This is a genomic window from Syntrophales bacterium, from assembly GCA_023229765.1.
Taxonomy (GTDB): Bacteria; Desulfobacterota; Syntrophia; order Syntrophales; family UBA5619; genus DYTH01.
Window position 1 is genome coordinate 22,932 of the sequence record JALNYO010000022.1, and the last position, 20,774, is coordinate 43,705.

Annotated in this window: 18 protein-coding genes; 10 read left to right on the forward strand and 8 right to left on the reverse strand. The window is 53.3% G+C overall.

Annotated elements, in window-relative coordinates; genetic code table 11:
* Positions 1-3: 3 nt before the first annotated feature.
* The 7 genes from M0P74_11810 to M0P74_11840 form a co-directional block, all read right to left on the reverse strand.
* Positions 4-951, reverse strand: coding sequence for a Jag N-terminal domain-containing protein (locus tag M0P74_11810; protein ID MCK9364266.1), 948 nt, complete (start codon positions 949-951; stop codon positions 4-6).
* A gap of 53 nt (positions 952-1,004) precedes the next feature.
* Entirely contained in the window at positions 1,005-2,702 is a 1,698-nt protein-coding gene (gene yidC, locus M0P74_11815) for a membrane protein insertase YidC (GenBank protein ID MCK9364267.1), read from the reverse strand.
* A 28-nt stretch (positions 2,703-2,730) separates the two neighbouring features.
* Positions 2,731-2,970: a membrane protein insertion efficiency factor YidD gene (gene yidD / locus M0P74_11820; protein ID MCK9364268.1), complete on the reverse strand. Its 240-nt coding sequence runs from the start codon at positions 2,968-2,970 to the stop codon at positions 2,731-2,733.
* Entirely contained in the window at positions 2,963-3,310 is a 348-nt protein-coding gene (rnpA, locus tag M0P74_11825; GenBank protein MCK9364269.1) for a ribonuclease P protein component, read from the reverse strand. Before rnpA ends, yidD begins: the two co-directional genes overlap by 8 nt.
* A 55-nt stretch (positions 3,311-3,365) precedes the next feature.
* Positions 3,366-3,503, reverse strand: coding sequence for a 50S ribosomal protein L34 (gene rpmH, locus M0P74_11830; GenBank protein MCK9364270.1), 138 nt, complete (start codon positions 3,501-3,503; stop codon positions 3,366-3,368).
* 149 nt (positions 3,504-3,652) lie between these two features.
* Positions 3,653-4,093, reverse strand: a complete 441-nt coding sequence (locus tag M0P74_11835) for a putative toxin-antitoxin system toxin component, PIN family (protein ID MCK9364271.1) — start codon at positions 4,091-4,093, stop codon at positions 3,653-3,655.
* Positions 4,083-4,322 (reverse strand): antitoxin family protein, encoded by a 240-nt coding sequence (locus M0P74_11840; protein ID MCK9364272.1) that lies wholly within the window; start codon positions 4,320-4,322, stop codon positions 4,083-4,085. Before M0P74_11840 ends, M0P74_11835 begins: the two co-directional genes overlap by 11 nt.
* Positions 4,323-4,630: 308 nt before the next feature.
* Between M0P74_11840 and M0P74_11845 the strand changes: the two genes are divergently transcribed.
* The 9 genes from M0P74_11845 (at position 4,631) to rimO (ending at position 18,162) form a co-directional block, all read left to right on the forward strand.
* The gene (locus M0P74_11845) at positions 4,631-5,638 is read left to right on the forward strand and encodes an extracellular solute-binding protein (protein ID MCK9364273.1); all 1,008 of its coding nucleotides are present in this window, start codon (positions 4,631-4,633) and stop codon (positions 5,636-5,638) included.
* Between the two features lie 81 nt (positions 5,639-5,719).
* Complete coding sequence (locus tag M0P74_11850; GenBank protein ID MCK9364274.1) at positions 5,720-6,808, forward strand: ABC transporter ATP-binding protein; 1,089 nt, start codon at positions 5,720-5,722, stop codon at positions 6,806-6,808.
* Positions 6,809-6,845: 37 nt separating this feature from the next.
* Positions 6,846-8,525 (forward strand): iron ABC transporter permease, encoded by a 1,680-nt coding sequence (locus M0P74_11855; GenBank protein MCK9364275.1) that lies wholly within the window; start codon positions 6,846-6,848, stop codon positions 8,523-8,525.
* Between the two features lie 212 nt (positions 8,526-8,737).
* Entirely contained in the window at positions 8,738-9,922 is a 1,185-nt protein-coding gene (dprA, locus tag M0P74_11860; protein ID MCK9364276.1) for a DNA-processing protein DprA, read from the forward strand.
* Between the two features lie 2 nt (positions 9,923-9,924).
* Positions 9,925-12,426: a type I DNA topoisomerase gene (topA, locus tag M0P74_11865; GenBank protein ID MCK9364277.1), complete on the forward strand. Its 2,502-nt coding sequence runs from the start codon at positions 9,925-9,927 to the stop codon at positions 12,424-12,426.
* Positions 12,423-13,772, forward strand: a complete 1,350-nt coding sequence (gene trmFO / locus M0P74_11870) for a methylenetetrahydrofolate--tRNA-(uracil(54)-C(5))-methyltransferase (FADH(2)-oxidizing) TrmFO (protein MCK9364278.1) — start codon at positions 12,423-12,425, stop codon at positions 13,770-13,772. The genes topA and trmFO overlap by 4 nt, the downstream gene beginning before the upstream one ends.
* An 82-nt stretch (positions 13,773-13,854) precedes the next feature.
* Positions 13,855-14,583, forward strand: coding sequence for a 1-acyl-sn-glycerol-3-phosphate acyltransferase (locus tag M0P74_11875; protein MCK9364279.1), 729 nt, complete (start codon positions 13,855-13,857; stop codon positions 14,581-14,583).
* Complete coding sequence (locus M0P74_11880; GenBank protein ID MCK9364280.1) at positions 14,576-16,777, forward strand: DNA translocase FtsK 4TM domain-containing protein; 2,202 nt, start codon at positions 14,576-14,578, stop codon at positions 16,775-16,777. The genes M0P74_11875 and M0P74_11880 overlap by 8 nt, the downstream gene beginning before the upstream one ends.
* A complete protein-coding gene (rimO, locus tag M0P74_11885) occupies positions 16,774-18,162 on the forward strand; it encodes a 30S ribosomal protein S12 methylthiotransferase RimO (protein ID MCK9364281.1) in 1,389 nt (462 codons plus the stop codon). The genes M0P74_11880 and rimO overlap by 4 nt, the downstream gene beginning before the upstream one ends.
* 99 nt (positions 18,163-18,261) lie before the next feature.
* On the opposite strand, the gene M0P74_11890 is transcribed toward rimO, so the two are convergent.
* Complete coding sequence (locus M0P74_11890; GenBank protein ID MCK9364282.1) at positions 18,262-18,477, reverse strand: acetyl-CoA carboxylase biotin carboxyl carrier protein subunit; 216 nt, start codon at positions 18,475-18,477, stop codon at positions 18,262-18,264.
* Positions 18,478-19,116: 639 nt separating this feature from the next.
* Between M0P74_11890 and cimA the strand changes: the two genes are divergently transcribed.
* Complete coding sequence (gene cimA / locus M0P74_11895) at positions 19,117-20,751, forward strand: citramalate synthase (protein ID MCK9364283.1); 1,635 nt, start codon at positions 19,117-19,119, stop codon at positions 20,749-20,751.
* Positions 20,752-20,774 lie beyond the last annotated feature (23 nt).

The following is a 20,774-nucleotide window of genomic DNA, read 5'->3' on the forward strand; positions in this document are numbered from 1 at the left end:
TATTTATTCCTCATCGCGCAGGTTTGTCGCAACGTCGTTTGCAGCGGCTTGTTCCTGCCTTGCCGGGACGATGACGATTTTGCGATACTCTCCCTCGCCGCGACTGATGGTCGTAAGCGCTTTGTCATTTTTCAAGGCAAGATGGATGATGCGGCGGTCGTGGGGGTTCATGGGGCCAAGCGTTACCGGCTTGCGTGTTTTTTTGACCTTTTTGGCGGTTTGCATGGCCGTTGTCAGCAGGGATTCTTCCCGCCTTTTTCGGTACTCCTCGGTGTCTATGACAATCCGTTTGCCGTCGTTTATGGAGTGGTGAACAGCCTTGTTCACTATATACTGAATGGCGTCGAGGTTCTGCCCCCCCTTGCCGATCAGCAGGCCATCCCCATCTCCTTGAATCTTAAGGATCACCATATCCGCTGCTTCCTGTAGCTTTACCCGGGCAGGGATATTCATTCTTGACAGTATTCCTTCGACAAGTTCCAGCGCTTTTATCGCTTCCGGTTGGGCGGGAGAGGGGGCATCCGAAAGGTCTGCGGGAGCAGTGTCTTTTGCGGCCGACCGTTTTTGGTTACAACCTCCATCAGAACTAACTGACGGGGAATTCCTTTCCGGATTACGTTTCTTTTTTGCAGCCTTGACTTCGGTTTTATTTTCCATTCTCTTTTCCCGTACCGTCGGGGAAGGGAAGGGCGCCAATGTTGGACTTGCGTTTACTGCGGGCGAAAGAACAGGCGCAAACGGAGGGGCGTCATTTATTAGATTATCAAGCTCCCGGTCGATATGCAGAACGCCGGCCCTGATCAGGGCCTTTTTGGAGCCAAATCCTAAAAAGCCTGGATTTCCCTCTGCAATTATCTCTATCTTCAGTTTTTCCCGTGTTGTCTGAAATTCCCTGCAAGCCTTTTCTATTGCTTCGTCTATTGTTTTGGCTTCAATATCAATCGCTTCCATCTTGTGACTCTATCTCCATTTTGAACATTAGCCACGCTCCCGAACCATCTTCCTCACGCCAGTTTTTTGTTGGTGTACATCTGCTGGCCGATGCTGATTACGTTATTGAGAAGCCAGTAAACAACGAGCCCCGAGGGGAAATTGAGGAACATGAAAGTGAAAATAATCGGCATAAACATCATTATTTTTGCCTGCATGGGGTCGGCGCCCGTCGGGGTCATCTTCTGCTGCATGAACATCGTTGCGCCCATAATCAGAGGCGTTATGTAGTAGGGATCCTTTGCGGAGAGATCCTGAATCCACCAGAAAAACGGGGCGTGGCGCAACTCGATCGCGTACAGCAGCGCCTTGTAGAGGCCGAAGAAAACGGGTATCTGCACGACCATCGGCAGGCAGCCGCCCATCGGGTTCACTTTATGGGTTTTGTAGAGAGCCATCGATTCCTGGCTGAGCCGGGCCTTGTCATTCTTGTATTTTTCACGCAATTCCGCCATTTTGGGCTGTAGCTTCTGCATCTCCTTCATTGATCGGTAGCTCTTGTTTCCCAGCGGCCAGAAGATCAGCTTGATCAGAATCGTGAGCAGGATAATCGCTATTCCGTAATTATGAATATATCCGTAGATGAACTTGAGGGTAAGCAGCATCGGAATGGCAAGCCATTTCAACCAGTCTCCAAAATCGATGGCGTTCTCCAGCTTGATGCCCTGTGCCTTCAACACATTGTAATCCTTGGGGCCGAGAAACAATTTGTACTTGAAGACGGACGGTTGCCCTGGCGGAACCACGTTCTTTGGCCCCAGCATACTTACAGAAACCAGATCGCCTTGAGTTTTAACCAGCCTCATGCTTGTCAAGGAAGGGTTTTGCGGGATCATCGCGGCAATGAAGTATTTGCTTTCGAAGCCTCCCCAGGAGACATAGGGCCCCATTGTTTTGTCCGCATCCATCTTCTTGACCGCGGGACGATCTATTTTATCGGCCACATAGGAAACCGGTCCATCGTGGCCGTAACTGTCGGTCGGCGCCTCCGGATCCACATACTGGTTCCAGGTGAGGGCCGCGTTTTCGTTGATTGGCGCATCCCGGAGGTTGTGCACCTTCACTTCCAGATCAAAGGCGTAGTTTTCGCGATTGAAGGTGAATATCTTGTCGATGCGCAGATCGCCGGGATAGGATTGCGTGAAGACGAGACTGCGGGTTGCTTCCCCTCTATTCAGATCAAGCAGACTGCCCTGCGCCTCAAAAAAGGCGTTATCCGGAATATTGATCGTTGAGTCCGGAAAAGTTACGGTAAAGGGCAGGGGCATTCCCTCAGTTACATGAACGAGCTCGATTGGCTGAGGCGCTTCATGAACCGGTTTTTTCTTGCCGATCAGCCCATAGAAGGTTTCGGCAATGTCTTTGGTGCCGGGAATAGATGTTTTGTACTGCTTCAACTGAAAGGATTTTAGCGCCGCGCCTCGGGTGGTGAAGACCGCCCGGTAAAGGGGGGTTTCCACGACAACGTCTCGTTCGGAGCCGGTGATTGCGGCTGCGGACGTTATCGTACCCGCCGCGGTGGCGGCGCTGTTGGCTGCGACTGCCGGCAGCACGCTCTTCGGAGCCGAAGCAGGGGCCTTTTTATCCGCACCGGATACGGCGGCGGACTGCTGCTGCACAGGCGGTTTGACCGGGGGCTTGGCGAAGAAATATTGGTACCCCATCAAAACAACAACCGAAAGAACAACGGCAAGAATGGTTTTCTTGTCCATTAAAACCTCCAAATTTATAACGTTATTTTCATTTTACCGGATCATACCCGCCGTGGTTCCACGGGTTGCAGCGGAGGATGCGCATGACGCCCATAAACATCCCCTTGAAAGGGCCGTAACGCTGCAAAGCAGTGATCGTGTATTCGGAACAGGTAGGGTAAAATCGACAGTTGGAACCGATAAGCGGCGAAATGGCTATCTGGTAGATACGCACCAGTATCACCAGCAGTTTTCCGAATGTCACTGAAAAAATGTTTTTTTTAGACATCTGTTCTCGTTAGCAGCCGACTCTCAAGCTCAGCGTAAACATCCTTATATTTCAATTGTGAAATGCCCCTTTTGGCGATTACCACGATATCGTGCGCTGCCGGAAGTCTTTCTTTGTTCAGCCGGAAAAACTCCCGTAAAAGACGTTTGATTCGGTTTCTTTTAACGGAGTTTCCAACTTTCTTGCTTACCGTGGTTCCCAGTCTTCTTGTATTGGTCTGATTAGGGCAGGTGATGATGGTGAAGTTTCTGGTGTAAACCCTTTTACCCTGATCATAGATTCGCAGGTAGTCCTGCCTTTTTCTGATCCGCTCTTCTGGTTGAAACGATTGAGATTCCATTCAAGTTGCCCCCCGTGAAAGGGGCTGGTTATCCCCGCCTGAAACTGTAAATCCCTTAAACCGTCAGCCGTTTGCGGCCCTTTGCCCGCCTTCGGCTGAGGACATTCCGACCGCCCTTGGTGGCCATGCGCACCAAGAACCCATGGGTGCGTTTTCTTTTGGTATTGCTGAATGTGGTCAATGTCTTCTTCATTTTATATTCTCCAAATCCGATGTTTATTAGTGAGGCTCTAAACCATAGTCACGATAATTTGTCAAGCAATATGAAGGCCTGCAACAGTGAAGCATGGTAAACAAAATTCGCGTTTAAGCATCAATGATATAAAGGGCAAGGCGTCATATTTACTTTTCAAGGATGTACAGGAATTTTGATACGGTGAGGATTGATACATCGTATTGTTTCAGGAAAGACGAAACTTCTCTGTCATGTTTAAGATCATCATCACGGGTGACGAGATATTCAACATGGCCTTTGATGGCTGTTTCGAGAACCATATCATCGTTTTTGTCCCGGCATAATTGCAGATCGCCGGAAATTTGAACAGATTCCGATCGTTCTTCAAGCAATATGAGTAGTTCTTCTATATCAGCAGCAGTGAGGCCATATTTATCCTTGATCCGGGGGCGGTTGAGCACTTCGGCCAGCTCCACGAACATCTGTTCGGAAATGACGGGTTGAAACAGACCTTCTGTAAAGGATTTGCGCAGTTTGGACGGGAACCCGAAGGGATTCAATATGGCGGAAACCCATATATTTGTATCGATAACGGCTCTAACGGCCATTCTTTTCTTCCCGAACTTCGGCGATAGCTCTTACGATATCGGATTCTATCACCGCGGAGCCTTGCAGGGTGGATTTCTGGTGAATTTTTTTGATGATTCGGTCAAACCGGCTTTGCCAGTCATCACGGGAGACAACTTTCATCGTCACCTCTTCGTGTTCCTTCATCTCTATGTGTTGTATGGGCTTGAAAACGCCGTTTTCAAAGACTGCCGTAAATACCTGTTGCATGAGTTTTCTACCTCCATGATTATTTAAAATCTGATACATTATTTTCCCAGTAGTTATGTGAGACTTGCAACACCTCTATAATAGAAGGAATTGAACGTGCAGTCAAGAAATTTGGGAAGGCGCCATAAAGGGCTGTCGCCGGTTTGATTTTTTTCTTGCTTTTGTAACGGGGGATATAATAATCGACTTACTGGTTACGGTTGAAGTGTGAGGCAGGTTTACCGTATATTCAGCAGTGGCTGATAGAGCGGAAAAGAAGATTGAAAGCGCTTAAATAATTGATTAAATAACGGAAAGGAGAAAAAAATATGAAAAAGCTGGCATTGGGGATAATTCTATCCGTCATTACGGCTGCGGGTGCGTTCGCGGCGGAGCCGGGGGCGGCGCTTGCAGAAAAGGCGAAGGCGGAGGGCAAGGTTGCCTTTTACGCGAACATGACCGCCATTGAGCCGATCATCGCGGATTTTGGGAAAAAATACGGCGTGAAGGCGGAGTACACGAGGCTTTCCACAACCAAGTTTGTGGCGACGATCATGACGGAGCACGCCGCCGGAAAGCTGACCGCCGATGTCCTGCAGGCGCCGGTTCCGGTGCTCGAATTCTTGAAGGAGAAGGGGGTTATTGCCTCCTACGTCTCGCCTGCCGCGGCCGGTTATCCGAAATGGGCGAACACCGACGGCAAAATTCAGCTCTTCGGGATTGAATACGCTGCCCTCATCTACAACAAGGAACTGGTAAAACCGGCTGATGTTCCTAAAACATATCAGGATTTGACCGATCCCAAATGGAAGGGGAAGATCGTCATGGCCGATCCCGCCACCCATCCGACGACCATTTCCTGGCTGGTTGGTCTGAAGGAAAATGTTATCAAGTCCGATGCCGAGTGGATGAAATTTCTCAAGGGGCTGGCTGCGAACGACCCCATGTTCGTCGCATCGTTCGGTCCGACCCCCGCCCCGATTGAAAGCGGCGAGAAGCTGATCGGCATCTCGATGCCAAAATATATTGTTACCAAGGCCCCGGCGCCGCTCGATTGGGCGCATGTTTCGCAGCCGATGATGGGAACGCCGCGCGGGATTGCGATTGCCGCCAAGGCGCCCCACCCGAATGCGGCCCGTCTGTTTATGGACTACTGGCTCTCCAAGGAAGCGATGACCATCATGGCCGCCAAGGTCGGCGAATATGTTCTTACCCCGGGCGTTTACCCGCCGATCGCCGGGATCGACAAGGCGAAGGTCATCCCGATCCGGGAGCTTTCCGATGAGGAGATCAAGAGCTGGGGCAAGGAATTCAAAAAGATTTTCGCGAGACCGTAATCTTTTGTCTCCGCCTGTTTTTATCTCTCAATGTTCCGGGAGTTTGTGCAACGCTTCCGGAACATTTCAGGAAATGCAATTATGGAAATAACGATCAGAAATCTCTGTAAAAACTACATCGTGGAGAAAAAGAGTTTTGCGGCGCTCGATCATATTGATCTGACCATCCCCGCCAACAGGATTTTTACGCTTTTGGGCCCCAGCGGCTGCGGCAAGACCACGCTTTTGCGGTGTATCGTGGGTTTGGAGATGCCCGACGCAGGGGAGATTGTCATCGGCGACGAGGTGGTTTTTTCATCGCAGAAAGGTATTTCGCTGGCGCCGGAGAAGCGGGGCTTGGGGATGGTCTTTCAAAGCTACGCCATCTGGCCGCACATGAATGTATTCGATAACGTCGCCTATCCGTTGCAGACGCAGAAAATCCCCAAAGAGGAAATCGCCGAACGGGTGGAAAAGACGCTCCATTTTGTCCAGTTAGACGGATTCGGGAATCGTCCGGCGACGAAGCTCAGCGGTGGGCAGCAGCAGCGGGTCGCCCTCGCGCGGGCTCTGGCAGCGGAGCCCAAGGTGATTCTTTTCGATGAGCCGCTCAGCAACCTGGATGCAAAATTGCGGGAGGAAACGCGCAAGGAGTTGCGGAGGTTTCTGACGGAGCTTGCGATTACCGCTGTTTACGTTACCCACGATCGGCTGGAGGCCCTTTCACTGTCCGACAATGTCGCGGTTATGAAAAGTGGGCAAATTGTTGAGATCGGCACCCCCTGGGAGATCTATTTTGATTCCGATCGCCGTTTTGTCGCCGATTTCATCGGGCGCGTCAATTTCATCGAAGGCAGCATCGCGGAGGCCGGCCTCGATTTCACAGTTGTAAATTCGTCAATCGGCCCGATCGTCTGCGAAAAGAAGAAGGATTACCCTGTGGGCGGAAAAGTGACGGTCGGCATTCGTCCTGAGTTCATTACAACCTGCCGCGATAACCCCGGAAACGGTGAAAATATTTTCCGGGGGAAAATTGAATCCCTTGTTTTTGTCGGGGATGTCTGGGAGGCGGAGGTGCGGATCGAAGATACGCTGCTTGTGCTGCGCATCGATCCGACTCTGCCCATCGCCATGGGCGACGATATTTTTCTTCATCTGAATCGGCGTTACTGCTCGCTGTTGTTCAACTGACCGCTCAATACTATAACAGGCAATAAGGCATATCCTTATGAAAAAACAAGGTGCGATTCTCTCGCCGACGCTGATTGCAATAGTCGGCTTCCTGACGGTCTGTCCGGTTGTAATGCTTGCCCTCGGGAGCTTTAGCGAGGGGCTCGGCGCGTTCGGAACCTTTACGACGGCGAAGTATGTAAGCGCCTACACTGACCCTGAATTTGCAAAAATAATCATCAATACGGTCATCTTTACCGTTGGTTCGGCCATTGTCGCAACGGTGCTGGCGCTCTTTCTGGCCTATCTGAACACCAGGACGAATATCCCGTTCAAGTTTCTTTTCCAGATCATCTCGCTCGTGCCGATGATGGTTCCCCATATCCTGTTTGCCGTGAGCTGGGTACTGCTGCTTAACCCGACCAACGGGATGCTCAATCTCTTTCTCCGCCAGATATTGGGGTTTGAGGCGATATCGTTGAACATTTACACCTTGAAGGGAATGATTCTTGTGGAGGGACTCCTCGATCTGCCGATTGCCTATCTGGTCATCGCCCCGGCGATGTCGTCTTTTGACGTCTCGCTGGAGGAATCGTCCCGGGTCTGCGGGGCTTCGAATTGGCGCACCCTTTTTCGGATTACGCTCCCGGTGCTGCGCCCGGCGATCCTGGCTGCCGCGACGCTCGTTATCGTCCGCAGCATGGCCTCGTTTGCCGTTCCCTCCGTAATCGGCATGCCAGGAAGAATATATGTGCTGGCTACTCACATTTATCGCGTAGTGGCAACAGGTTACGCCACTGATTACGGTCTGGCGGCGGCAGTCGGGATGAGCGCGCTGGTCGCGTCGATTACGCTGATTTTCGTATATCGGCGTCTCACGAAAGAGGGGGAAAAGTACGTGACGGTCACCAGCCGCGGCTACCGTCCGAGTACGATTGACCTGAAAGGGGCGCGCTATCCGCTCTTCGGGATTGTTGGCGTTCTTTCCTTCATTCTGATAGTTTTGCCCGTCGCGGTGCTTTTCTACACGTCTTTAATCCCCTATTCCATGGCGCCGAGCGCGAAGGCGTTTGCCAGCATGAGCTGGCGGCACTACTTGGCGGTGCTGAACGATCCGGTTTCGCTTCTTTCCCTGAAAAACAGCCTGCTGCTCGGGGTCGGAGGCGCGACCCTCGGAATAGTCCTTTCGTTTTTTGTCGCCTATACAATCGTTAAAATAAGGTCAAAAGCCTCAGGATTTCTTGAATCTTTGAGCTTTTTTTCCTTTTCGTTCCCCGGCATTGTCGTCGGGATCGGCTTCATGTGGTTTTTTGTGCAGACGCCCCTCTATTCGACGATCTGGGCGCTCTTGATTGGTTACATCGCGACGTATCTTCCCTACGGGATCAGGCCGCTTACCAGCGCCTTTGTCCAGATCCACGGAAACCTTGAGGAATCATCCCGCGTTTGCGGCGGCGGCCCGCTCTACACGATGCGACGGATCGTCCTGCCGCTCCTGGTTCCGGGAATCGTTTCGGGATGGATTTTGATGGCGACGATGTTTGTCCGGGAACTGAGCCTGTCCGTTGTCCTGTCCCGCCCAGGCACGGAGGTGCTTGCCGTGCAGATCTTGAGGTTTGCCGAAGATGGGCTCTGGGGAAGATTGTCAGCCCTGGGAATACTGATGATTTTCATTTCCACGACGCTGGTGCTCGTCGCTTCGCTGCTTGGCAAGAGGCTGACAGCGGTAAAATCTTAGGTCGTCTCCCCTATCCCTGCCGCTTCCTCGAACACGGCCTTGCCTTCACATACCCGACGATGGAGGCAGTCCTGAACGACCTGATAAATGCTTAATTTAATTTTCATGGTAAAATGGGGATATGCAATTACGATGTTTTCCCTAAAAAACTTGACACCCCGGTTATGTGCGTATATCCTCCCGCAAATTTTACTTTTGGATAATAGGCGGGGATGGATAGGGAGACACTAAAATACTGGCTCGCGCTCAGGGCTGTTGAGGATGTCGGCTGCGTGGGTTTTCGCACGCTGCTTAAGGCCTTTGGGTCGCCCCGGGAGGTGTTTTCGGCCTCCGGGCAGACGCTGCGGGTAATTCCCGGCATCGGCCCGAAAACTGCCGATAACATCCGTTCGTTTTCGTCTTGGGGGGAAATTGAACAGGAGCTGGCCAACGCCGAAAAGATGGGCGTCGAGATAGTTGTCTGCACGGACCCCCGCTATCCCAATAACCTCTTAAATATATATGATTATCCGCCTTTTCTCTACGTGAAGGGCACGCTTCTGCCGGATGAGGTCTGCGTGGCGATTGTCGGATCGCGGTTGGCTTCTGTTTATGGACGCTATACGACGGAGAAGCTGAGCCGCGAGCTGGCCCTGAAGGGAGTAACGGTGGCAAGCGGTCTGGCGCGCGGTATAGATGCTGCCGCGCACCGGGGCGCCCTTGCCGGCAAGGGGCGGACAATTGCGGTTCTCGGCACGGGAATCGACACGATATACCCGCCGGAAAACGCCAAGCTTGCCGAACAGATCAGCGAAAATGGGGCGCTTGTTACCGAATTTTCGCTGGGCACGCCGCCGAACGCCCCCAATTTTCCCTCCCGGAACCGGATCATCAGCGGCATTTCGTTCGGGGTTGTCGTTGTAGAGGCCGGGGAGAAAAGCGGCTCGCTGATCACGGCCAGAATCGCCTCCGAGCAGGGACGCTCTGTTTTTGCCGTTCCGGGGGAATTCGGGGCGTCGGGCTCGCGGGGAACGAATCATCTGATCAAGCAGGGGGCGACGCTGCTCGAGGGCATTGATGACATTCTTGAGGAAATCATGCCCCAGGCCGGTTTTTTCCGGCCGGATACGGGTGAATTGCCTCTCTCGCTGCCGGCGCAACAACCGCTCGCCGGGTCTGATAAAGCCATGAACCAGGGAGCGAAAGAAAGGCTCGCTTCGCCTGCGGAAAATCCGACCATCACCGATGGCGAAAGCCGGCTGCTATCATTGCTGTCTTCAAGGCCGCTTGACATCAATACGCTTATTGAAAAATCCGGTCTGTCCGCCCGGGCCGTACAAAATTCACTACTTACTCTCGAGCTGTCCGGTTTGATCAAGCAGCTTCCCGGCAAGAATTATTCACTTAAGGAGTCATAAATTTGAAAGAAAAAAATCCAGTTAATTCGTTAATTATCGTTGAGTCCCCAACCAAGGTGAAAACCATCGGCAAATATCTCGGCAAGGGGTTTGAAATAAGGGCCTCCGTCGGCCATATCAAGGACCTTCCCAAAAACAAGCTCGGGATCGATACTGAAAATGGATTCGAGCCGACCTACACGGTTATGGAAACCAAAAAAAAGGTGGTGGCGGAGCTCAAGAGGGCCGCGGCGCATGCGGATCGCATTCTGCTTGCCCCCGACCCGGATCGCGAGGGAGAGGCAATCGCCTGGCACGTCGCCGAGGAAATCGGCAGCAAGAAGATTGTCCAGCGCGTGCTTTTCAACGACCTGACAAAGGAGACGATACTCCACGCCATAGCGCACCCTCGCGAACTGAATTTCGATTTGTACGAGGCTCAGCAAACCCGGCGCATCCTCGATCGGCTGGTCGGCTATCAGATAAGCCCGATTCTGTGGGAAAAGGTGAGGCGGGGCTTGAGCGCCGGCCGGGTGCAGTCCGTTGCCGTCCGGATTATCTGCGACCGGGAAGAAGAAATAAAAAGGTTTAAGCCGGAGGAATTCTGGAATCTTACCGCTGTTCTCGAAGGGGAAAATCCGCCCCCGTTTGAGGCGAAGCTGCTGAAGGTGGATGGAAAAAAGGCCAAGGTTCCGGATGGGGCAACTTCCGCAAAAATCGCCGCCACCGTAAAAGCGGCGGCTTTTATTGTTGCCGCTGTCGAAAAAAAGGAGGTCAAGCGGCAGGCGCCGGCCCCTTTTACGACGAGCAAACTGCAACAGGAGGCCGCCCGCTGGCTGCATTTTACCGCCAAAAAGACGATGTCAACCGCCCAGAAACTCTACGAGGGGATCGAACTGGGCCGGGATGGTCAGGTTGGACTTATCACCTATATGAGAACCGATTCCGTCCGCGTCGCCGCCGAGGCAGTCAGTGAAGCGCGGGATTACATAAAATCCGTTTATGGCGACCCTTTCCTGCCGGCAAAGGCCAAGGCCTTCAAGGTCAAGGATGCGGCGCAGGATGCCCACGAGGCAATCCGGCCGACGGCGGTTTCCCGCTCGCCAAAAGAGATCAAGGAATTCCTCAGCCCCGATCAGTTCAAATTGTACCAGCTCATCTGGAACCGCTTCGTCGCCTCCCAGATGAACCCCGCCCTGCTCGACCAGACTACGGTTGACATTGATGCCGCGAATTGCCTCTTCAGGGCGCAGGGGGCGATCATGAAATTCCCCGGCTTTACGCTCCTTTACACGGAAGGCAAGGATGACAATGGGGAGGATAAGGAATTCGGGAAGCTGCTGTCGGAGGTTCGCAAAGGGGAAACGCTCAAACTGCTTTCCCTTAACGAGGAGCAGAAATTCACCCAGCCGCCGCCCCGTTTTTCGGAGGCGACGCTTGTCCGGGAACTTGAGGAAAAGGGCATCGGCCGCCCCAGCACCTACGCGGCCATCATCAGCACAATCCAGGACAGGGAATACGTCACGCTGGAAAAGAGCAAGTTCTTTCCCACTGATCTGGGTGTGCTCGTTACGGAACTGCTCGTGAAGAACTTTCCCCGGATTCTCGACGTTGCTTTTACCGCGTCGTTGGAAACGCAGCTTGACCAGATCGCGGAGGGTCAGACCAAGCGTCTGGAGATGCTGAACAGTTTTTATGCCACTTTTTCGGACGAGCTGAAAAAGGCCAGTGCCGGGATGCGCAATGTAAAGCGGGAGGAAATCCCGACCGATATCGTCTGCGAAAAATGCGGGAGCCCGATGGTGATAAAGTGGGGGAAAAACGGCAAATTCCTTGCCTGTTCCAATTACCCGACCTGCAAGAACACGACGAATTTCACCCAGGATGCCAGCGGGAAGATTATCCCGGAGACAATAGTTGCCACAGAGATTCAGGCAGGTATAAGCTGTGAAAAATGCGGGAGTCCGATGGTTGTAAAGATGGGAAGAAACGGCAGATTCCTCGCCTGTTCCAACTATCCGACCTGCAAGAACACGGCAAATTTCACTGAAGACGCCGACGGGAAGATCATTCCGGAAAAAGCTCCCACGACGGACGAGACCTGCCCGCTATGCGGCAAGCCGCTGGTTGCAAAGAAGGGACGTTATGGTACGTTCTTTGGCTGCTCGGGATATCCTGAGTGCAGATTTATCCTTAAAACCACTTCCCGGGCAATACCGGGAGGGGAGACAGAGGCGGGGCAGGAAACAGCGCAGGTTTGCGAAAAATGCGGCAAGCCGATGGTTGTAAAGAAGGGGCGTTTTGGGACATTTCTGGGGTGTTCCGGATATCCCGAATGCAAAAATATTGTGCGGACGTCCCAGGGCACGGCAAAGGAAAAGGCCCCCCTTGAGATCACTGATGTCCTCTGCGAAAAATGCGGCAAGCCGATGGCTGTACGGAGGGGGCGCTACGGAAAATTCCTTGCCTGCACCGGCTATCCGGAATGCAAGAACATCCAGAAATACAAGGAACCGGAGGAGTGAGAGGGGAGGGAGCGGCGATTAACGGCGAGCCGGTTACGGTAATCGGCGGAGGGCTGGCCGGCTGCGAGGCGGCGTGGCAACTGCTGCGGCGGGGATGCCGGGTGCGCCTTTACGAAATGAAGCCGGAGCGTTTTTCTCCGGCGCACAGATCGCCGCTTTTGGCCGAACTTGTCTGCAGCAATTCGTTGCGCTCCGATGATCTCCACAATGCCGTAGGCCTCCTGAAGGAAGAGATGCGCCAGATGGATTCGCTGATCATTGCCGCTGCCGACGCCACGGCCGTTCCGGCGGGAAAGGCTCTGGCCGTGGACCGAACCGCCTTTTCCCGCTATATTGAGGAAAAACTCTCTGAATGTCAAAATCTTGAGATCGTTCGCGGCGAAATAGCGGAAATTCCGCCCGGGGGAATAATCATCATCGCCTCCGGGCCGCTTACCTCCGATAACCTTGCCGCGGCGCTGCTTCGGCTGACCAATGCCGGCAGCCTCTCTTTTTATGACGCCATTTCGCCGATTGTCGAAGCGGAATCAATCGACATGACGAAGGTATTCGCCGCGTCCCGTTACGGTCACGGCACGGCTGACTACCTCAACTGTCCTCTGTCTCGCGCCGAGTACGAGAGGTTCTGGAAGGCGCTGACCGAAGCCGAAAATGTGCCGCTTCGGGAGTTCGAGGAGAAAAAGTTTTTTGAGGGTTGCCTGCCGATCGAGGTCATTGCGCAACGCGGGATTGAAACCCTTTCCTACGGCCCGATGAAGCCGGTCGGTCTGCTTGATCCCCACACCGGCCTCCAGCCTTACGCGGCAGTGCAACTGCGCCGCGAAGACAGGGAGGGCATCCTCTACAACATCGTCGGGTTTCAGACGAAAATGACCTGGCCGGAACAGCGGCGAGTGCTGCGCATGATCCCCGGTCTGGAAAATGCCGAGTTCGCCCGTTACGGAAGCATCCATCGCAACACCTTTATTGACTCCCCCCGCCTGCTGTTGCCGACGCTCCAATTGCGCGCCGACCAGCGGATATTCTTTGCCGGCCAGCTCACCGGAGTCGAGGGATATGTCGAATCGGCGGCGATGGGGCTTGTGGCCGGGGTTAATGTCTCCCGCCTGCTGACAGAAAAGAATTTGCTTCCGCCGCCTCCGGAAACGGCCCTGGGTGCGCTGCTTGGCCATCTGACAAATCGGGAGAGCAAAATCTTTCAGCCGATGAATGTTACCTTCGGCCTCTTTCCACCCCTGCCGGGCCGAATCCCCAAGAAAGACCGGGGCGGGCTCTATTCTCAACGGGCCCTCGCCGCGCTTTCCTGCTGGCAGGAAAGCCTTGGGCCGCTTTCCCTGTTGACTTAAAAGAGACATTCGGGTAGTAACACAACGCCAGTGCAATCCGTTCATAAACACACATCTTAATTTTATGAGGCACGGTAAGTTTATGCTTCGATCCGCGATACTTGTAGCATTTTCGGTTATGGTAACTGCCTTCATGGCCGTATCTGCCACTATTTTACCATTTATTTCCCCCGGAGAAGAGAAGGTCCACCTGATTGCCAATATCTGGGCAAGGATGCTGCTTAGGCTCTCCGTCATTCGGGTTGAGGTGGAAGGGGTGGAGAACGTCTCTTTGGACAAACCACAGATATTTATGTCCAACCACCAGAGCGATTTCGACATCCTGATCGTTTTGGCGCATATCCCCGGACAGTTCCGCTGGATTGCCAAAAAAGAGCTTTTCAAAATTCCCATTTTCGGCAAGGCGATGAGAAATGCCGGCTATATCGAGATCGATCGGCAGCACCACGAAAACGCGATGAAAAGCCTTGACGAGGCGGCAAAAAAGATTCGGGATGGCAAATCGGTGGTCACCTTTCCCGAGGGGACGAGAAGCCGGAACGGTGAGATAAAGAATTTCAAGCAGGGGATGTTTTACCTCGCCATCCAGTCGGGCGTGCCCATCGTTCCCATCTCCATCATCGGCGCCAGCGAGATCATGCCGAAGCGGAGTCTCCTGATAAAACCGGGAAGAATTAAAATGATTATCGGCAAGCCTGTCGATGTGTCTCCATATACGATTGAAACACGGGGGAAACTGATCGACCGGGTTCGCGGCATCATAATCAGAAATTTTGAAAAGGGGGCATTGTCGGCGAAAACTGATGAATAGTGACTCTCCATTTTCAAAAAGATGGGCGGAAATAGCCGGGTTGGTCTGTATTGCCTGCGCCCTTTTTCTTTTTATAACCCTCCTTTCCTACTATCCGCTCGACCCCTCGCTCCGCCTTTTTTACGGCCCGGAGGAGATAGCGGTTCGCAATTGGGCAGGAACCGTCGGCGCTTATGCCGCCGATACGGCGATCTGGCTGATCGGGTTCGGCATCCTCTGGCTGCCTGTTGCCTTAATGTTTTTCGCCGTCCGCTTCTTTCAAATTCCCCAGTTCAGTATTGGGATTGATGCTGTATCCGCTGTCATTGGCCTCATCTTCGCCACCTCCGGGATATTGGAAATGACGGCAGGGGACATCTCGTTTTATGGCAATTCCGTGGATACGGGAGGACTGCTCGGTTCAAAAACATACGAATTGTTTAAGTTATCGCTGCATCCGGCCGGATCGGCAATTCTTTTTTTTCTTGTTTTTATAGTGGCGCTGATCGTCCTGTTCGACTTTTCTTTTGTCGCTTTTGTGAAGAAGTCGGTGGCTTCGCTTTTGAATCTGAAAAATGCAGGCGCCTTTTTCTCCCTGCTTAAGGGTAAACTATGGGGAGATGGGGAAGCGGCGGCAAAACCGGATTCGAAAACAGACCCCCGGATTGCCGAGATCAAGAGCGAAAAGATAAAAGAAAAACTGGCCAAGGCTGAACAGACGCATCTTGATTTTACCGCTCCCGGCAAATCAAACGGGAAATACAAACTGCCGCCGTTAACCCTTCTCGAACAACTGCAAAAGAAAGATACCCGGGTGAAGAAAGAAACCCTGCTGGAAAACTCCCGCTTGCTGGAAAAGAAACTTTTTGACTTCGGGGTTGAGGGAAGGGTGATTGAGGTAAAGCCGGGGCCGGTTGTGACGATGTACGAGCTGGAGCCGGCGCCGGGCGTCAAGATAAACAAAATAACCAATCTTTCCGATGATCTGGCGTTGGCGCTGCGCGCCCAGAGCATCAGAATAATTGCTCCCATCCCCGGCAAAGGGGCAATCGGCGTCGAGATTCCCAATCAGGAACGCAACCCCGTCAGCCTGCGGGATGTCCTTGACCACCCGGCTTTTCAGGACTCCACCCATAAGCTGCCGATCGCCCTCGGCGAGGATATATTGGGAACGCCGGTTATTGCCGACCTGGTTCGCATGCCCCATCTGATGATCGCCGGGACGACCGGTTCCGGAAAAAGCGTCTCGCTGAATGCGATGATCTGCAGCATCCTCTTCAAGGCTTCGCCCGAAGAGGTAAAGTTCATCATGATCGACCCCAAGCGTCTGGAAATGTCCGGCTACGAGGGAATTCCCCATCTGCTCCACCCGGTTGTCGTCGATCCGAAAAAGGCCTCGCTGGTCTTGCGCTGGGCGGTCGAAGAGATGGAGCGCCGCTATCAGGCCATCAGTGAAGTGGGGGCAAAAAGCATCGATACGTACAACCTGATGCAAGCGGCAAAACAGCCGGCAGCGAAGCCTCCGAACATAGATGCTGAGGGGGCCGAAAAAAAAGATTCCCTTCCCGAACGGCTTCCCTATATCGTTATTATCATTGATGAACTGGCCGATCTGATGATGGTCGCCCAGCGAAATGTAGAGGAGTCGCTGGCCCGCCTGGCCCAGATGGCGCGGGCCGCGGGCATACACATTATTCTTGCCACCCAGCGGCCCTCTGTTGACGTGATAACGGGCGTCATCAAGGCCAACTTCCCGACGCGCATCTCCTTCAAGGTATCCTCGAAGGTCGATTCCCGCACCATTCTCGATCAGCTCGGCGCCGAAAAGCTACTCGGGGCCGGGGACATGCTCTACATCCCTCCGGGAAGCTCCGTGCCGATGAGAATCCACGGCGCCTATGTGTCTGATCAGGAGATTGAGCGGATCGTTGATTTCGTAAAGCAGCAGGGGAAGCCGGCTTATGACGAATCTCTCGTCGAATTGAAGTCGGTTGAGGCAGAGGAAAAGGCGGAGGGAGACTTCGACGAGAAGTACGACGAGGCGGTGGAACTGGTTACGAAGCAGGGACAGGCGTCGATATCGCTGGTGCAGCGTTATCTGAAAATCGGCTACAACCGCGCTGCCGGCATCATCGAAAAGATGGAGGCGGAAGGGGTTGTCGGACCGGCGGACGGCGCGAAACCGCGTAAGGTTCTCGCGAGGAAGCTGCCTTGAGCGAGGGGGCGTCAGGCGTGAGGGGTGAGGGGCCAGGCGTGAAGGGGAAAAAGGTTCAGATAATCAGCCTGGGCTGTCCCAAGAACCAGGTGGATTCCGAGGTGATGGCATCTCTCCTGGAAAAAGGCGGTTTCCGACTGACGGAACGGCGGGAGGATGCCGCCGTCATCCTGATCAACACCTGCGCCTTTATCCTGCCCGCAAAAGAGGAGGCGATCGAGGAAATTCTCTCAGCCGCTCTATGGAAAAAGGGCGCTGCGGGCAGAAGGATTGTCGTTGCCGGCTGTCTGCCGCAGCGCTACGGAAGCGAGCTTGCGGAGTCGCTGCCCGAGGTTGATCTGTTTCTCGGCATCTCGGATGTTCCCGAGATCGACCGCCGCCTGAAGATGCTTTTTGCCGGGGAAAAAGGGAAAAACGGATGCGCCGTTATCGGCAAGCCTACCTTTTTAATGAACGCGGCCCATAAACGAATTATTTCCACCCCGGCGGGGAGCGCCTACCTGAAAATCGCCGAGGGATGTTCAAACAGTTGTTCGTACTGCGTTATTCCGTCCATCCGCGGCAAGGCGCGCAGTCGCGGGATTGACGATATCATCCAAGAGGCGGAGGAACTCGCTTCCCAAGGGGTGCGCGAGCTGATCCTGATTGCCCAGGACACCACCGCCTACGGAAGGGATCTGAGGGAAAAGACGTCCCTGAGCCGGCTGCTCCGCGAGCTTGCCGAAATCGACGGCATTTCCTGGATACGGCTTCTCTACCTTTACCCGGGCCGGATCACGCCAGAGCTTCTGCGTACTATTGCTGAAGGGAAAAAGATCTGTAAATACATTGACATCCCGATACAACACAGCGACGATTCGATCCTCGCGGCGATGCGGCGCGGGGGCAACAGCGCCCAGCTCCGCAGTGTTATTGCCCGGGCCCGGGAGATTATCCCCGGCGTTGCGCTACGTACCTCGCTGATCGTCGGGTTTCCCGGCGAAACCCCCCGCCGTTTTGAAAATTTGCTCTCGTTCGTCCGGGAAATTCGTTTTGACCATCTGGGCGCCTTTCCCTACTGCCGGGAAGAGGGCAGCAAGGCGGCAAGCCTTCCCGTCCGGATTTCAGAACTTGAGAAACAGCGCCGGCGGGACATCCTGATGGAAGAACAGGCATTTATCTCGCGGGAGATCAACACCCGTCTGATCGGCTCCGTGCAGGAGGTTCTTGTTGAAGGGAAAAGCGAGCGGGACGACTTCCCGATGACCGGCAGGTGCCGACGTCAGGCCCCCGAGATTGACGGCATTACCTACCTCAAGGGAGGCAATGCCAAAATCGGCCAGATCTTCTCCTGCCGGATAACCGCCTCTGACGATTACGACCTTTTTGCCGAAATCATTGCCTGATCCGGCCACGAAAAAAGGCGCGCATCCTATTTTAAGGCGCGCGCCCTGATGATCCATTTCGGGCAACTTCAATAAATTACTGTCGGATAAATGTCTTCTCTACTCGATGACCATCATGAGCTGGTCCGTATCAACCGAATCATTTGCCTTGACCTTGATTTCCTTGACGGTTCCGCCAACCGGGGCGTAAATCGGATTTTCCATCTTCATTGCCTCGAGAATGATCAGCTCATCGTCTTCATTCACCTGATCTCCAATATTGACCAGAACCTCGAGGATTTTGCCCGGCATCGGGGCCTTTACTTCTTCACTCATTGACTTACCTCCATGTTAAAATTATTTTCGAGTTATTACGAATATGTTGCGTCGCATATCCACTGCAAACGAAACTTCTCCAACGCTCTGAAAATGTTTTCCCGAATACTCGGATTTTTGACTCTTATACGCACTCGGCGCTCAAGTCAAGGCGAAAATCATATAGGGGTGTGCGACAAAAATGTGGGTATCATATACTTGCAGAAACTTATTCCCCCTTTGGAAAAGGGGGGCAGGGGGGATTCATAATAAAAGCAAGGGGATATTTATTCTCCATCAAATCTCCCCCAACCCCTCTTTGCTAAAGAGGGGTGAAAAACTGCTCTACCCATAAATTTGTCGCACACCCCCTGCGCAAAATTACATTGACAAAGACGCCAAGAGGTTATAAACACACCCCCACTATGAATAATCTATTCACCATTCAGACAACTGTACCGGCGGTCGACGCCGTGGTTACGGGGAAAATGGCCGCCCTTCTCCGGGAAGGCATAATTAGGCCCCCCACATAGGGGGTCTGACGGCGATGTAGTGTTATAGCAAGAACAAATTGAAACTTAATGCGATCCGTTATCAGGCCTCGGGCTGGTAACGGATTTTTTTATCCGGGGATTTTATCAAAGGGGGAGGCAAGAAGTCATGGCAACAGCAGAAATGTTACTCTACGATACAACATTGCGGGATGGAACCCAGGGAGAGCAGATCAACTTCACAGCCGAAGAAAAATTGCGCATTGCACAGCGGCTGGACGATAATGGTTTTCACTATATCGAAGGGGGTTGGCCCGGCTCAAATCCGAAGGATATGCGTTTTTTTGAACTGGCAAAAGAGATTGAATTCAAGCAGGCTCGGCTTACCGCCTTCGGCAGTACGCGCAAACCTGACAGCAAACCGGAAGATTGCCCCAATCTGCAGGCGCTTCTGGCCGCAGCAACGCCCACGGTAACGATTTTCGGCAAGTCATGGGATCTGCATGTGAATGAGATTTTGCAGACATCCCTTGCGGAAAACATTGCCATGGTTCGTGACTCCATCCTCTTTCTTAAATCTGTGGGAAAGGAAACGATTTTCGACGCCGAGCATTTCTTCGACGGCTATAAAAATAATCCCCGGTACGCCTTGCAGGTTATCGAGACGGCTGCCGCAGCGGGCGCGGACATGATCGTTCTGTGCGACACCAATGGCGGCGCCATGCCTCAGGAAATCACGGAAATCATTCACTCTGTGGGCGAATTGATTCCTCCGGAGCGGCTGGGCATTCATACCCATAACGACTGCGGCGTGGCTGTAGCCAACTCGCTGGCGGCAGTTTTATGCGGCGTAAGGATGGTGCAGGGAACGGTGAACGGTTTCGGCGAACGGTGCGGCAACGCCAACCTGATTACCATTATTTCCAACTTGCAGCTCAAAATGGGCAAACAGTGCCTGACAGAGGATCAGCTTCGCCAATTGTCCAAGTTGGCCCATTATGTCAGTGACTTGGCAAATATCCCTCCCGTTCCGTACAGTCCCTACGTCGGGCGCAGCGCCTTCGCCCACAAGGGGGGTGTTCATGTGAGCGCGGTCGTGAAAAACGCCAGCGCCTATGAGCACATCAAACCGGAGCTGGTAGGCAACCACCAGCGAGTTCTGGTTTCCGATCTGGCCGGAAAAAGCAATATCGAATACAAGGCGCGGGAGATGGGCATTGATCTGGGGACCGACGAGCTGACGAGTCGGAGGATCGTGGCGGAAGTAAAAAGGATGGAAGATGAAGGATATCGGTTTGATGCAGCCGAAGGATCGCTTTCGCTGCTGATAAAGAAGGCAACCGGGGAATTCAAGGCGCCTTTTGCTCTCGAAAGTTTTCAGGTCATCAACTCCAAGACGAAGGAGGCGCCCTCCCAGTGTCACGCCACTGTCAAGATAACGGTCGGCGCTGAAGAAGAGCTGACGGCGGCGGAAGGCAACGGCCCCATCAACGCCCTCGATCACGCCTTAAGGAAGGCATTGACAAAATTTTACCCTCAGATTGCCGAGATGCATCTGGTGGATTTCAAGGTAAGGATTATCGAGAGCAGCGAAGGCACCGGCGCCAAGGTACGGGTTTTGCTGGATTCCCGTGATGGCCATGATCTCTGGAGCACGATCGGCGTCTCAACCAATGTCATTGATGCCAGTTGGCATGCCCTGGTGGACAGCATCCAATACAAATTGAGCAAGGACAATCTGAACAAACATAATCCGACCAACGGAAAAGACAGGGGTGTCAGACCTACTCTATTGATAAAATAGCGCCTTCAAGACACAGCGTTCCC

Bases quoted from the DNA above. Each gene is read 5' to 3' on its own strand.
- M0P74_11810 (MCK9364266.1), bottom strand. From the start codon at position 951: ATGGAAGCGATTGATATTGAAGCCAAAACAATAGACGAAGCAATAGAA.
- yidC (MCK9364267.1), bottom strand. From the start codon at position 2,702: ATGGACAAGAAAACCATTCTTGCCGTTGTTCTTTCGGTTGTTGTTTTG.
- yidD (MCK9364268.1), bottom strand. From the start codon at position 2,970: ATGTCTAAAAAAAACATTTTTTCAGTGACATTCGGAAAACTGCTGGTG.
- rnpA (MCK9364269.1), bottom strand. From the start codon at position 3,310: ATGGAATCTCAATCGTTTCAACCAGAAGAGCGGATCAGAAAAAGGCAG.
- rpmH (MCK9364270.1), bottom strand. From the start codon at position 3,503: ATGAAGAAGACATTGACCACATTCAGCAATACCAAAAGAAAACGCACC.
- M0P74_11835 (MCK9364271.1), bottom strand. From the start codon at position 4,093: ATGGCCGTTAGAGCCGTTATCGATACAAATATATGGGTTTCCGCCATA.
- M0P74_11840 (MCK9364272.1), bottom strand. From the start codon at position 4,322: ATGCAACAGGTATTTACGGCAGTCTTTGAAAACGGCGTTTTCAAGCCC.
- M0P74_11845 (MCK9364273.1), top strand. From the start codon at position 4,631: ATGAAAAAGCTGGCATTGGGGATAATTCTATCCGTCATTACGGCTGCG.
- M0P74_11850 (MCK9364274.1), top strand. From the start codon at position 5,720: ATGGAAATAACGATCAGAAATCTCTGTAAAAACTACATCGTGGAGAAA.
- M0P74_11855 (MCK9364275.1), top strand. From the start codon at position 6,846: ATGAAAAAACAAGGTGCGATTCTCTCGCCGACGCTGATTGCAATAGTC.
- dprA (MCK9364276.1), top strand. From the start codon at position 8,738: ATGGATAGGGAGACACTAAAATACTGGCTCGCGCTCAGGGCTGTTGAG.
- M0P74_11875 (MCK9364279.1), top strand. From the start codon at position 13,855: ATGCTTCGATCCGCGATACTTGTAGCATTTTCGGTTATGGTAACTGCC.
- M0P74_11880 (MCK9364280.1), top strand. From the start codon at position 14,576: ATGAATAGTGACTCTCCATTTTCAAAAAGATGGGCGGAAATAGCCGGG.
- M0P74_11890 (MCK9364282.1), bottom strand. From the start codon at position 18,477: ATGAGTGAAGAAGTAAAGGCCCCGATGCCGGGCAAAATCCTCGAGGTT.
- cimA (MCK9364283.1), top strand. From the start codon at position 19,117: ATGGCAACAGCAGAAATGTTACTCTACGATACAACATTGCGGGATGGA.